This window comes from Legionella sheltonii, from assembly GCF_026191355.1.
Taxonomy (GTDB): domain Bacteria; phylum Pseudomonadota; class Gammaproteobacteria; order Legionellales; family Legionellaceae; genus Legionella; species Legionella sheltonii.
The window spans coordinates 105,621-118,973 of record NZ_JAPHOQ010000015.1 but is presented as its reverse complement, the minus strand read 5'-3'; the positions used below and the strand labels follow the sequence as shown (position 1 = coordinate 118,973).

Genomic DNA, 13,353 nt, shown 5'->3' with positions numbered 1-13,353 from the left:
GGGGGGCTCTCATTTCACTCGGGATGACGAGCGTGTTGTAAAAAAAAGTTTTTAATAAAAAATGGTGTAAGTTTTATGAATACTCTAAAAAAAGGCATAAGTAAGTTTATCTTTATGGGAAGATGGTTACAACTTCCTTTATATTTAGGTCTTATTCTAATACTGGCTGTTTATGTATATCGTTTTGTCCATGAATTATTTGAATTAATAACCCATCTCAATAACATTGATGATACCCTCATTATGCTTGGTGTGTTGGACTTAATTGATGTAGTGATGATCGCCAATCTTCTTATTATGGTTGTTTTGGGAGGATATGAAACCTTTGTTTCGCCTCTTGCCCTTGACTCACATCCCGACCAACCTGAATGGCTTGATCATCTTGATGCAGGAGCAATGAAAGTAAAACTTGCTCTTTCATTAATTGGCATATCATCGATTCATCTATTGAGAACATTTATTGATCCCAATAAACTCAGCAACTTCTCTGTAATGTGGCAAGTCATCATTCATTTAACGCTACTTGTTTCAGCCTTAGCAATTGCATTCACCAACAAAATGCTGGCGAAAAGCAAAACACATTAGGTGAGTACACTCCCCATTCTGCCAGAAGCGCTTGAGTAATCCGATAAATTTTTCTATTGATGCAAGAGGCGCTCGTGCTGCCAAATTAAGCACACATGCCTCCTCTGTTGCCTCATCACTTGCTTTGGTGATTTCCTTATTAGAGTACATTAATTGCTCCTCATTCTAATTGCTTAGGTAGTACTGAGCTGACCAAAATGGATGGATTGTTTTAATTCAACTTTTGCTCATAATTTATTCTATTAATTAATATTTTGTTAATAATTGATACGTATAATACAGAATAAAAGTGATTTTAATATTTGGTATGGATGCCTCGTATGTTAGACAATATGAGGTTATTTAAATGTTCTCTAAAAAAGAAACACAACAACAAACTACTACAACACCACAAGTTAAACCGGAGCAACCTAAAGCAGAATATCATGTTGCTGTCTGTGTCAAAGATACTAATCAAGAAAATGGCCCAGGACACGTAACTGCACTGCTTATCAAGAAAAAAGAAGGTAAAACAGAAATTCGTACCACAAGTTTTTATCCTGGTTTCTTCGGAAGTATTATTAATGGAATGACCTTTGGCTCGATCCCTGTGTCAGGACAACTCGCCCCAGATCATAAGCAAGATGTAGAAGAAGCAACTCACATTTTGACTACTTCAGTGACTAAAGAACAATTTAAAGGTGCTAAAAAGGGCCAAAATGAATTCACCAAAGACGTAACCAAAGGTCATTCAACATACTCTGTTTTTGGTGAAGCCAATCCACTAGTGAATGGATTCAAGCATCTACTTCACGGAGCTGCAGGCTCACAAAAAGTAATAGAAAAATCTAAGAAAGAAACGGGTTGTTATCCCTCTGAAGATATATGTGGTTTCCATGTGTATGATGACAATCATCCAGAAGTTCCGAAAATTAAAGTAGATAATTGCGCCAGTTCGGTAACCCATGTACTCAAAAGTGCAGGTTATGATTTTGAAAATCCTACAATACCAACCTTATTTACTCCAGCGTTAGAAAAACATGGTTTTTCTAAAGTAGATAAAGAAGCATTTATGAAAGAACATTGCGGTAAATTTAAGTTATAATATCAAACCTATGCACCATATTTAATAAAGATTAAATATGGTGCACATTAAATAGCCACTTGATTTAAAATTTAATACCTGCTTATAATCTCAATGCCAAATAGGTAATTTCTCTAATAAAAGGATTGTTATGTTTTCATTTCTCAGATCTAAAAAAAATGATAGTGCAAATACTTCCCTCCCTAATTCAAATTTGAAAAAAGATATGGAAAGTAATTCTGCAAACTTAAACCCGACTACTCCACTAGAAGAAAAAAAACCAACTGAACCTACTCGAGATACATGGGTTTTTATTTGGAATATGACAGCTAGCAAGGTTGGCCATGCTGCAATACAAGTTGGCGGTTCAAAGCCAAAAATGAAAGATGAAGATCCTGGGGAATATGCAAGTATTCATCCTGATAGTATCCCATCTACAGGATTCACATCTGTAATCCCTTTACCAGCACACATCGCGACCAATTTGTCAGATGATATGGAAACCTTAGGGACATCGAATAATACAAGCCTCGATACAGATAGACCGATACAGGTAAAACCAATTGAAGATACAAAACCATTAGCCCCAGATCATGTTTATCATTTCGAAAATTTAAATACTTCTGTAATGAGTGAACATATTAAGAAAACTCAAGACAAAGTAAAAACTGGAAAGGTAGGCTATCAACTACTACCTAATGTTAATCTTGTTGGATTTTTTAAAGACAGTTCTGCGTTTGTCAATCAAGATCCAATTGATGTTGAACTGTATCGCAGAAAAATAACGCAAAAACAAAATGATAACCAAGTCTATAATTGTACTACATTGGTTAGTGATATTTTAAATAAAGGTGGGTTACCTGTCAGACGCTCTACTGCAAAACCATGGGGAATTACTCCAAATGGTTTATCAAGTGAAATAAGCGAATCAGCAGAAAACAACCAGGGCCCCTCAATATAATAATGCGCACGTAGTTTTCTGTACATAATCTGAAAACTACGTGAGGATCAAACTTACGAAAAAGGGATCTTTTGAATGAGGTATTCTCAAAGGCGATCGATGTTGCACCCAGAAAATACTTCATTGTGTTCGGGATAACTTTCAGCAATTATTTAAGTTTCTTTTCCAGCGATTTTAAGTTTGATACATCGTAAATAGTAATTGGTGACTGGATTCCTTTAACTTTGACTCGCAGATGTCCATTAATTTCGATGTCATTTACAACTTCCTTATAAGTAGATTCAGAAATTAATATTTGGCCGCCAAGACTGAGATCTTGAATTCGTGATGATAAATTAACGGATGAACCTATCGCACTGTATTGCATTCGTTTTTTGGAACCCACATTCCCCACAACGGCAACCCCAGTATTAATCCCTATCCCCATTTCTAACTGCGGCAGATTTTTCTTTTTATTAGCGTGATTCAATTTTTTTAGGACCTGTTGCATTTCTAAGGCACAGGCTATCGCACGAAGGGAATCATTCTCTGAAGAATATGGTGCGCCAAAAATGACCATAATGGCATCACCAATAAACGCATCAACAATGCCTTGATATTTTTCTATGACCGGAACCATTTTACTGAAATAGTTATTTAAAAGAGAAACCAGCGTTTCACCAGGAATTGCTTCAGATAAAGGAGTAAAATTTCTTAAATCGCTAAACATAATTGTTATTTTATTTTCATATCCTCCCAATTTTTGATGATGAGGGGATTTAAGAATGGTATTTACTACATCATCTGACATATAAAAACTAAATACTTTACGAATTAATTTATTTCGTACTTCAAGTTGGCTTTTTATTTTTTGTAATAAAAAGTTTGTCTTACGGAGGCTTAACTGATCTTTGGCTATATGAGCTAAATTTAATAAAAGCTCTAATTGTTTTGAGTCCAATTGTTTTGGAGAAGTATCAGCCAAACAAAATGTACCCACATTATAACCCTCTGGATCGGTCAGAGGAACGCCCGCATAAAAACGAATATGAGGCGCCTCTTGTACCAAAGGACTATTGGCAAATCGTTCATCATTTAATGCATCGCTAATAATTAATGGTTCATGTTTTTTTATTGTTACATTACAAAAAGAAATGTTTTTGGGGGTTTGTTTTACCTTTAAACCATGTTGTGATTTAAACCATTGCCTTTTTTCATCAAGAAATGCGATATAACAAATGGGTATATTAAATAAATCAATTGCAAGACGCACCAATCGGTCATAACTTTCTTCTGGACCCGTATCCATAATTTTTAATGACTGAAGTGCATCAAGGCGTTTATTCTCAAACTCTTGGGTAGTTTCTATTTCTTTCAATTTCGATGCCATAGTAACTCTCTGTTTCTATTATCTAATATCATATTAGATGCGCTGTACTAGTTCTCTATATAATCATTATAGATTAAATATGAACTACATTTTTTGCATTGGACATAATTCATGGTACTATCCATTTAACCTTAATTTGGGCTGTTAAAAATGTTCACAATGCAAAACAAACAGGAGCATAGACGATTAAGTAAAGTTGACGCACATGGTGAGTATGCACTATTTCCAGGGGTTACAGTGGTATCCGCCTGCTATCCTGAACATAAAGAATTTTGTGAAACTATCCATAAAGCCTTAAAAAACAATCCTTTGATTATGCAGCATTTTTCTCCCCTACCTGCCAATAGTTATCATATGACCACAATGAGTTTAGAGACGGAACAACAAGTAGGCGGCATATGGGAGCAATTTATTACTAATAACTTGTCTCACTACAAAAAAATAAAACAAGCTCTTCAAAAAACTCCTATTACCCCTTCCATTGAAAAGATGGAAGTCAACATTGGTCGGACAATTTCACTTGCTGTAAATTTACCCAGAGAGCATGTCATACAAATTGAAGAAATAGCAAAAGCGTTGAGTATTGAAGAAACAATTCCTAAGATCTTTCATATTACATTGGCTTATTCACGATCTAATAAGATTTCTATAGAGATTTCGGAACAACTTAAAGCGGAGATAACTAGAGAACTCAATCAAATTCTCGAAAAAACGATACTTCCAATAAAAATTGCTGAAGCCAAACTTTGCTATTTCAATGATATGAAGGCTTTTCTTCCTTGGGATGCTGAGCATAATCCATTTACCCAATCCAAACAGCATGTAGCTGTTTACATGCAAGTTAATGAAGAGAGCACAGAAGAATTTCAAAAAGAAGCGCTACATGAAACGAGTTTTTCTACTTAAAAATCATTTCTGTTGAAATAAACATTTTGATCTTATATTGTTGCTCCTTATACCATGAATTAGGGAGTTTTCATGAAAAATCATTCTGGGATATTTAGGTTAAGTGATTATGAGGTTCTTGAATATCTCGTTAAACACGTAGATTTGGAGATTGATCTCTCTAAAAGTCCAATTCAATCCAAAGCATTATTAACTATTGAGCCCAATCCCAAATCCTCATCTCACTCGGTTGATCTTGAGTTGGATGGAGAAAATATGCTCTTAGAATCTATTTTACTCGATGGTAAAAAACTGTCTCAAGACGACTATGAAATAACAAAAGACTCTATAATTATCAAAAACATCCCCCAAGGTCGCGCGTTTACACTCGAAACAGTGACTCGTTTAGGGGAGAATACGGATCTTTTTGGCTTATATGAAACAGAGGGAACAATTCTGGTTAAAGCTGAAACCGAAGGACTACGTCGTGTTCTTTATTGTCATGATCGGCCTGATAATTTAGCCACCTACAAAACAACAATTATAGCTAAAAAGGAAGACTATCCCGTATTACTTTCCAATGGATCACTCATTGGACAAAACAATCTCGATAATGGGTTACACAGCGTAACCTGGCTGGATAAAGTTCCCAAACCGAGCTATCTTTTTGCCTTGGTTGCTGGAAAACTAAAAAAATCAGTAGCTTATTTCAAAACCCGATCTGAGCGTGAATTACCAATTGAATTTTATGTACCCCCTGCAGCTACCGCAAAATGTGATTTCGCTAAAGAAGTTTTAAAAGAAGCAATGCGTTGGGAAGAAGAAGTCTTTAATCTGGAATGTGAATTACCACAACATATGGTAGCTGGCGTCGATAAATATGCTTCAGGTGCTTCAGAACCGACTGGCTTAAACTTATTCAATACTGCAAATTTATTTGCCACACCCGAAACTCGAACTGATGCTGATTTTCTCCGTGTCTTAGAGGTTGTTGCTCATGAATATTTTCATTATTGGACAGGTGATCGAGTAACCATCCGCGAGTGGTTTAATTTGCCATTTAAAGAAGGTTTAACTACGTTTCGAGCAGCAATGTTTCGGGAACGCTTGTTTGGAACCGACTTAATTCGGATGTTAGACGGAAAAAATTTTGATGAGCGTGCTCCAAGGCAAAATACATACACCAATGTTAGAAGTCTATATACCGCCGCTGCTTATGAAAAAAGTGCTGATATTTTTCGCATGATGATGCTATTTCTTGGTGAAAAAAGTTTTTATGAAGGAATGACCCAATTTTTAAAAACTAATGATGGTGGTGCCGTAACTTTGGAAGATGTATTGGACTCATTGAGTGAATCAACGGGTAAAAATATGGGCTCTTTCTTGTCCTGGTTTACTGAATCCGGTATTCCTCAATTAATGGTTACTGATGAGTATGATGAAAATACAAAATGTTATACATTAAAATTTAAAACCAAGGATGGGAAAGGTAGACCGATACCTGTTGTTGTCGGATTACTCGATAAAGATGGAAAAGAAATTCATGGTGATACAACCATAATAATTGATAAGCCTGAAATGGAATTTCACTTCAATCATGTTGATTTACGCCCTACTCCATCATTATTACGCAGCTTTTCGGCTCCTGTTCAACTTGAATTTGAATATAATTCAGAACAGCTTCTTCAATTAATGCAACATGACAGCAATTTATATAATCGTTGTGAGGCAGCAAATAAATTGATCACCAAGATGGTTAAGGAATATTGCTTGGGTAATTCGCTTAAACTCACCCCTGATTTTTTTAACACCTATCGAAAATTAATCCTCGAGGCATCTAGTTCATTAAATCATTGGATTTTTGCCGAACTAATATCCATACCTACAGAAGAAATTTTATTTTCCAACCTGCAAGACCAGGATTTTGAAAAAATTGCAGAAGCACGTCGACTTATTCAAGTCCAGCTTGCAAAAGAATTAAAGAACGATATTTTGTTAATGCAAAAAAATCTAGATAAATTACCTGCATCCAACAACTCACCTTTTAAATCATTTGATATCGTGTCTGCTGGCATAAGACGATTAAGGCAGGTTTGTCATACTTATTTAATTTCTGTACAACCTGAAAAAACAGAGAGTTCTTTAATAGAACAATTCAATAGTTCCTTAGGTAAAAACATGACCGACTGCCTCTCTGCGCTTATTTTGCTTATCAACAATAATTGCAGCCAATCGGGCAACCTCTTACAACGTTTTTATGATTACTGGCAAGGGGATGCCGGAGCTGTTAATTATTGGTTTAACGTGCAGACAGCAGCACACTCAGAGCATGTTGTAAAACTTGTGGAACAGTTAATGCAACATCCCGCTTTTGATTTATCTAATCCTAATAAAGTATATGCTTTACTTGGCACATTCATTAAAAATCCTTATGGTTTTCATGCTGCTTCAGGAAAAGGCTATCAATTAATCGTTGACGTCATCCTAAAATTGGAAAAAATTAATCCAACATTAGCTGCCCGGGTGGCTGAAGAATTCAATGGCTGGGAGAAGTACGATAAGAAAAGACAGCAAATGATGTTAAGTCAATTAGAATTCATGAGTATTCATGCGACAACTGATGATGTGAGAAACATGGCAAAAAAGGGGTTAGACAAGCGGAAGGCTGATCCACCTATTCCCATAGAACATATGTTTTTTTGTCCTTGCACCTCAGCAAATTCAGGTGCTTTGCATAAAGAAGAAGAAAAAACTTGTTCATACGATAATTAAGACAAAGTGCTAATCCATTTCTACATTGAATTCGCTGTATGGCGAAAAATATTCGCAAGGCGGATAAGGGGATAATTGCATCACCCTCACCCCTGCCCCTCTCCCACCTGTAGGATAGGGGATCTCTTAATCAGCGGCTCTATCGAATTTTTCCACCTCATTAAGGTAAAAATGTACCCTTCTCCCTATGGGGAGATAGTGCCCGCAGGGGCGGGTGAGGGAGAGATTGCGTCATCCTCACTCCGGTCTCTTGCCTACTTTGGGGAAAGGGAACTTATAATTAAGATTTTATAATTTTAAAAAAACTTCAGCACAACACTCAGGGGCAGTTTTCTTATCTATCCCCAATTCATCTTTACTTCGCTCTTGTTGCCGTTTTGCAGTAAAAAAAGCCGATATACTGCTAGAAAAATATTTTTCTGGAAGATAAGGTTTCCCAAAATGAGTATAAGCTGGTTTTCCTTCTAATACCCCCTGATTTAATAATGCACCTGGAACAGCCTGGGCTACATACTCAGCAGCTGCGGCAGCTTCATTACCAGTGACATTGGCCCGTATAAAAACATGCTCAAACTCAGGATTAGTTACAGTCAACTCAGGTTTTTTAAGTTTTTCAAATAAACTACTCGTTAAAATAATTTTAAATTGATTCTTACATGCATCTTGATGTTTTTTATAAACCTCAATTATTTCTGTTAAATAAGCATCAAGATTTTCAATACCAGGGTGTAGACCAAGACGAACTTCAATATTGGGATGCTTGGGAAGTACATCAAGTAAACTGTTTAAAAAAGTACTATCAATTACCAAGGGCTGAGTAGTACTACTTACAAAAGCAAATGAATTTCCTTCAGTGATTTGCAAAGTTTTCCGTGTCTTCAGAATTCGATCTCGTTCTGCATCTAATCTCTGTTCAAGATCTGTATCATTCACTGCGGGTTTTATGGCAAGGGCATTGTCAATACTCAGATGGCCAACAATATGTATTTTACTTTTGTCATTAATTTGAAAGTCTGCTACAGCCTGCTCCAATGGCAAAGCCCATTGCACATTTGGCTTGTTTTTTAGAATAGGTAAAAAATCCCATAAGTCATGGTTATCTGGCTTAAACATAAACTCATAAGCCATAAGTACAGGCACATCCTCTAATGCCGATGCGATTTGAAAAGGAACTTTATTGCTCACCGAGGGAACACCACAATATACTTGCTCAACCTTCTCCATTTCCAAGTATTTTATTACCCTATTAAGTTGCTCTTCATTGCAGGTACTCACTGCAAAAGAGTTATTTTCAGTTGTAATTAATTCGGGTAATGATATTTTAGTGGTTACTAAATTTGATTTAAAAACAGCGACTCGATCCTGTGCGGTTTTAGTTAATGAAATCAGTAAAACCTCATGCTTACCGTGAGACTCTAGGACTCTGATCGTATTTAATGCTAAGTCAGTATCTCCAGCACTACTAATAAAAAAAGCAAGTTTCATATAGTTTGTTACCAAGGTTATTAAATGAGCAATGATATCAAAAGAAAATCTGAAAGTCCTGAGTCAGAACTTGCATTTTCGTCAATGAGATGAACTGCTTAAGTTTTCTGAACTTAAGCATACACAGGGGCAATGTATCATTTAATTCCATTGTCTTTTAAAAAACCAAGTGCTTCTGCAACTTTTTTATTCATAAAACGTTTAGGTAATAACATGGGCAATATCCAATCTGCGAAGAGATTAGGAACCAAAACATAACTCGTTTTAGGATGTGGGTTAGATAAAATTTTATTTACAAGCTCGCCTACTTTTTTAGCTGGTAAAGCAGAGAGCTCTACTTTATGATAAATATAGCTTTTAAATTTTAGAAGAGACTTCGCATAAATAGACTGCCTCAGCGTATCCTCACTGACTTGATCTTCATTTTTATGCCAAATGGGAGTATCAACCATTCCAGGTCTAATAAGAACTACATCAATACCATAAATCATCAATTCAATGCGCAAAGTATCTGAAAATGCTTCCACTCCATATTTTGAAATAGAATAGGGACCAAAAAAAGGCCTACAAATTGTTCCGGATATAGATCCTATGTTGATGATTTTCCCCGGGGATCCTTCCAGTGTTTTATCGGATCCAAGCAAAGAGATGAACTCTTGGGTTACCCTAATTTGCCCAATAACATTTACTTCAAATTGACGGCGAAACGCATCAAGGGGCAATTCGGTCAATGGGCCAACAACAGCAACGCCTGCATTATTAATTAATCCCCAAAGTTTTTTTCCCTGTAATTGTGTACGAACTTCTTGTGCTGCTTTTTTAACTGCTATTTCATCAGTTATATCAAACAGAAGAGGAACAAAAAGAGTACCCAGCTCTTTTGTTATTCTTAATGCATCCTCTTCATTACGAACACTTCCAAAAACGCGAATATTATGAGTAACTAACTCTTGAGCAATAGCAAATCCAATTCCAGATGAAACACCAGTAACCACAGCAGATCGCATCTTTTTAGCTCCTTTGCTTGCTTGAATCTCAATTAAATGATTAGTGGAGAAGATTTAAGCGTTTTGCTTTTATCGAATAAATATCTGTATGTTGTAAGCACTCTATTTTTATGCATTAAACCAATATTTTCCATTTGTTGATGCATTTTATGATTCACTTCACCAATCCATTTCATCTCATACTCCGTGTACCTGAATTTTGGAGATTTATTTATTTTCTTTAATAATTCGATAGTTAAGTAAACAGTAATTCCTGTTTTTTGAAACTCTGGGATGATGGCATAAATTAAACCCATTATTTTGTTACAGGGTTTAAAATGTTTCAAACAAAACAGTTTCACAATTTGTACAATACCAAACTTCCCATTTAAATATTTAATTAATTGATTTAAATCTGGAATAGAAAACAATGCAGCTATTGGACGCTGTTGATATTGAGCTAATAAAACCAGTGGATTATTCCCAAATAGCAACATTTTTCTTAGCATATCAATTACAAGATCAGACTCAACTGGTCCATTAAGCCCTAAATCCAGTTTATCTACATAAAGCATCTTTGTAAAATCATAGGAACATTTTTTGAAGTTATTTGTATCAATCTGTTGAATCGAAAAGTCAGGATTATTTTCATATTCAGAATTAATTTTATGCCAGATTGGTTCTAAGGATGTATCTAAAGCGATGCTATAACCTAATTGATGATAAAACTCTTGAAATCCGTATGCTTCAAACAATTCTTGATAATAAGGTAGATTATAATTCATAAGGTAGGGTGGGTTCTGAAAACCTTCAACCAGTAATCCCCACCATCTGTCTTGTTCTCCGAAATTAATCGGCCCATCCATGGCTTCAATCCCCTGGAATTGAAGCCAGTCTTTTGCCGCATCAAAAAGAATTTTCGCAGCTTGATGATCGTAAATGCAGTCAAAAAAGCCTATTCCCCCCACTAAATAATTACCCGCAATAACTTGATATTGCAAATTAATAAAAGCGGCAATTCGACCAACTAGCTCACCCCGTGTATCACGTAAAATCCAACGTTGAATCCACCCATGTCGAAATGTATTGTTCCGTTGTGGATCAAATACATCATCGATGTCTTTATTCAAGGGGCGGATGTAATCAGCATTATTTTTGTTTATTTTCACATTAACTCGAATAAAATCCTTAGCATCTTTGGTAGTCTGGACTCTAGCTAACTTAAATTGCCCCATAATGATCTCCCTTTAAAAATAAGGAAGCGGGCCTATTTAAAATAAAAGAAGAAAGCTTATGGAAAAAAACAGCACAACATCTGAGCATTGATTTGCAGCCTGCTTTTTCTGCAAAGAATATAAGTTGAATATAAATTTTGTTAACAGAATACGGGTGTTCTGTGAATAGAGTCTTCATCACATGTCACATGCCCATACATTTCATATAGATGAGTATAGTTGATATTTATAACTTTGTTATCTTAAAGAAAATTAAGAGTTCAGTATGAGAAAATCGAGCTCTATCCGAGCTCGATTATTTAGTTCTTTTGCAGTTTTAGCTATTCATGTTCTGGGTGCACAACAAATATACCCGGTGCGTTCCGCAAGTATTCGTTATAATCCATTCCATAACCAAAAATATAGTGATCTTCTACTTGTAAACCTACAAAATCAGCCTTTTGAAGACCATTTACAACGCGCTTCCTATATTTATCAACCAAAACCGCGCTGTATACTTTTTCCGCGCCCAGTTTTTTTACTTCATCAATAATTGCAGCTAATGTGATGCCACCGTCAAGAATATCATCAACCACAAGAACAGTTCTTCCCTTTAAATTAGCCGAAGGTTTCGCTTTCCACACGATATCGCCTCCCGTTGTCTCGCCCTGATAACGGGTTGCATGGACATAGTCTACTTCTAGCGGAAAGTCCAAACGTGGCAATAAATTGCCTAAAAGAACTAAACCACCTACCATAACACAAAGAAGGACTGGATTTTGCTCTTGCAATTCTTTATGTATATTTATCGCCATACGATCAAGAGCGGCTTCAACTTCATTTGTAGTAAACAAGCAAGTTGACTTCTCATACACTTTTTTAATTTTATCTGGAATAGTCATTATTTGAATCCTTGGGACAAAGAGTGGGATATAAGGGAACGTTCATTTAATCTTTTATTTTTCCTGTGCCAGGAAAAGGGCTAACTTTACTTCCATAACCTGGATTATCTTTAACTTTAGCTGTTCCTTGTTTTGTCACTTCATCAATACGATAAATTGAGTGCATGGGAATAAATGTTCTCTTTACACCGTTAAATTCAATTTTTAATCGTTCTTCAGAAGGGTCAACAACCAATGCAGTTTGTTCACCAAACACCAGTTCTTCAACCTCGAGAAACCCAAACATGTCACTTTCTTTAACAGAGCGAGCATAAATTTCATAAATTGCCTCTTGATTAGCAAAAGTGATTCTGAATATTGTTTTTTTATTCATAAAATTAACCTGTTCTTATGACAAAGCGAAGTATACAAAAATAAGGGGACACTGTTCAAATTAAATTAACATGAGTTAATTAGCGTCTGAACTCGCATTTCATCCGATAAATGCTAACCTTTAAATTATTAAGAGTTTATTGGGGATAATATACTATGACACGAAACAAGCAGGAACAACCTATCCAATTTAATGAAATGATTTTTTTTCAAAATCTAGTTCCCGGCAAACAGCAATCTCCTTTAATCGATCATTATCGATCCAATGTTCTTGATGAGGAAAGGGATGAGCATATCAAGCAGCAGCGAAATGCGCTACTGATGGAGTTCCCTCCAATTCTTTCTTTTCGCGATGAGAAACAGAAAAAAAAATTCTATGATGATGAGGCAAAAAATTGTCAGCAATTTTGTTGTGGTGGTATGAACCCATTGAGTGCTGCATTTATAAGAGACATTGCTTTTGTCCCTAAAGATGATTATGTGTATTCTTCTGGAAATGGTGAACTCTATCAGGGAAGTCAAAAAGAAATAGGCAGCGCAATAAAAGAAGGTATCAGTCAAGTACCTTTTGGCAGTTCAGGTCAAAAAGAACTAATGGATAGTTTAAAAACCTTCGACGCAACAGCCACTCAAAGAAGTCAATCGACTGACTCCATAGAAACAGAATCTCCTACTTTAGGAGAGATGAAAAGCCCAAATCCGTTTAATATAACACCCAAACCCAAGGATCAGAAATAACATTCCATATAAATGACCACT

At 35.8% G+C, this 13,353-nt stretch carries 13 protein-coding genes; 6 read left to right on the top strand and 7 right to left on the bottom strand.

The annotated features are described in order from the left end of the window. Positions 1 to 75: 75 nt before the first annotated feature. From OQJ26_RS16365 to OQJ26_RS16355, 3 genes are all read left to right on the top strand, one after another. On the top strand, positions 76 to 585 hold the full coding sequence (locus tag OQJ26_RS16365; RefSeq protein WP_265704792.1) for a TIGR00645 family protein: 510 nt from the start codon (positions 76 to 78) through the stop codon (positions 583 to 585). Positions 586 to 931: 346 nt separating this feature from the next. Next, positions 932 to 1,669, top strand: a complete 738-nt coding sequence (locus OQJ26_RS16360; RefSeq protein WP_265704791.1) for a hypothetical protein — start codon at positions 932 to 934, stop codon at positions 1,667 to 1,669. Between the two features lie 130 nt (positions 1,670 to 1,799). After that, positions 1,800 to 2,609 carry a hypothetical protein gene (locus OQJ26_RS16355; RefSeq protein WP_265704790.1) on the top strand — a complete coding sequence of 270 codons (810 nt, stop codon included), beginning with the start codon at positions 1,800 to 1,802 and terminating at the stop codon, positions 2,607 to 2,609. 148 nt (positions 2,610 to 2,757) lie between these two features. Here OQJ26_RS16355 and OQJ26_RS16350 read toward each other — a convergent pair whose 3' ends face one another. Further along, positions 2,758 to 3,978 (bottom strand): adenylate/guanylate cyclase domain-containing protein, encoded by a 1,221-nt coding sequence (locus OQJ26_RS16350; RefSeq protein WP_265704789.1) that lies wholly within the window; start codon positions 3,976 to 3,978, stop codon positions 2,758 to 2,760. Between the two features lie 159 nt (positions 3,979 to 4,137). Between OQJ26_RS16350 and OQJ26_RS16345 the strand changes: the two genes are divergently transcribed. Together OQJ26_RS16345 and pepN are read left to right on the top strand one after the other, a co-directional pair. After that, on the top strand, positions 4,138 to 4,884 hold the full coding sequence (locus tag OQJ26_RS16345) for a DUF1868 domain-containing protein (protein WP_265704787.1): 747 nt from the start codon (positions 4,138 to 4,140) through the stop codon (positions 4,882 to 4,884). A gap of 72 nt (positions 4,885 to 4,956) precedes the next feature. After that, positions 4,957 to 7,635 carry an aminopeptidase N gene (pepN, locus tag OQJ26_RS16340; protein ID WP_265704786.1) on the top strand — a complete coding sequence of 893 codons (2,679 nt, stop codon included), beginning with the start codon at positions 4,957 to 4,959 and terminating at the stop codon, positions 7,633 to 7,635. A 288-nt stretch (positions 7,636 to 7,923) separates the two neighbouring features. Here the strand turns inward: pepN and OQJ26_RS16335 are convergent, their stop codons facing one another. From OQJ26_RS16335 to OQJ26_RS16315, 6 genes are all read right to left on the bottom strand, one after another. Then, positions 7,924 to 9,120: a hypothetical protein gene (locus tag OQJ26_RS16335; protein WP_265704785.1), complete on the bottom strand. Its 1,197-nt coding sequence runs from the start codon at positions 9,118 to 9,120 to the stop codon at positions 7,924 to 7,926. Between the two features lie 137 nt (positions 9,121 to 9,257). Continuing rightward, on the bottom strand, positions 9,258 to 10,127 hold the full coding sequence (locus tag OQJ26_RS16330) for an SDR family NAD(P)-dependent oxidoreductase (RefSeq protein WP_265704784.1): 870 nt from the start codon (positions 10,125 to 10,127) through the stop codon (positions 9,258 to 9,260). A gap of 32 nt (positions 10,128 to 10,159) precedes the next feature. After that, positions 10,160 to 11,341, bottom strand: a complete 1,182-nt coding sequence (locus OQJ26_RS16325; RefSeq protein WP_265704783.1) for a hypothetical protein — start codon at positions 11,339 to 11,341, stop codon at positions 10,160 to 10,162. Continuing rightward, the gene (locus tag OQJ26_RS19495; protein ID WP_416209968.1) at positions 11,328 to 11,519 is read right to left on the bottom strand and encodes a DUF6356 family protein; all 192 of its coding nucleotides are present in this window, start codon (positions 11,517 to 11,519) and stop codon (positions 11,328 to 11,330) included. The genes OQJ26_RS16325 and OQJ26_RS19495 overlap by 14 nt, the downstream gene beginning before the upstream one ends. Before the next feature lie 142 nt (positions 11,520 to 11,661). Continuing rightward, positions 11,662 to 12,222, bottom strand: a complete 561-nt coding sequence (locus OQJ26_RS16320) for a hypoxanthine-guanine phosphoribosyltransferase (protein WP_265704782.1) — start codon at positions 12,220 to 12,222, stop codon at positions 11,662 to 11,664. Positions 12,223 to 12,268: 46 nt separating this feature from the next. After that, positions 12,269 to 12,595: a DUF1820 family protein gene (locus OQJ26_RS16315; protein ID WP_265704781.1), complete on the bottom strand. Its 327-nt coding sequence runs from the start codon at positions 12,593 to 12,595 to the stop codon at positions 12,269 to 12,271. Between the two features lie 155 nt (positions 12,596 to 12,750). Here OQJ26_RS16315 and OQJ26_RS16310 point away from each other — a divergent pair, with 155 nt between their 5' ends. Then, positions 12,751 to 13,332, top strand: a complete 582-nt coding sequence (locus OQJ26_RS16310) for a hypothetical protein (protein WP_265704779.1) — start codon at positions 12,751 to 12,753, stop codon at positions 13,330 to 13,332. Positions 13,333 to 13,353: the final 21 nt, after the last annotated feature.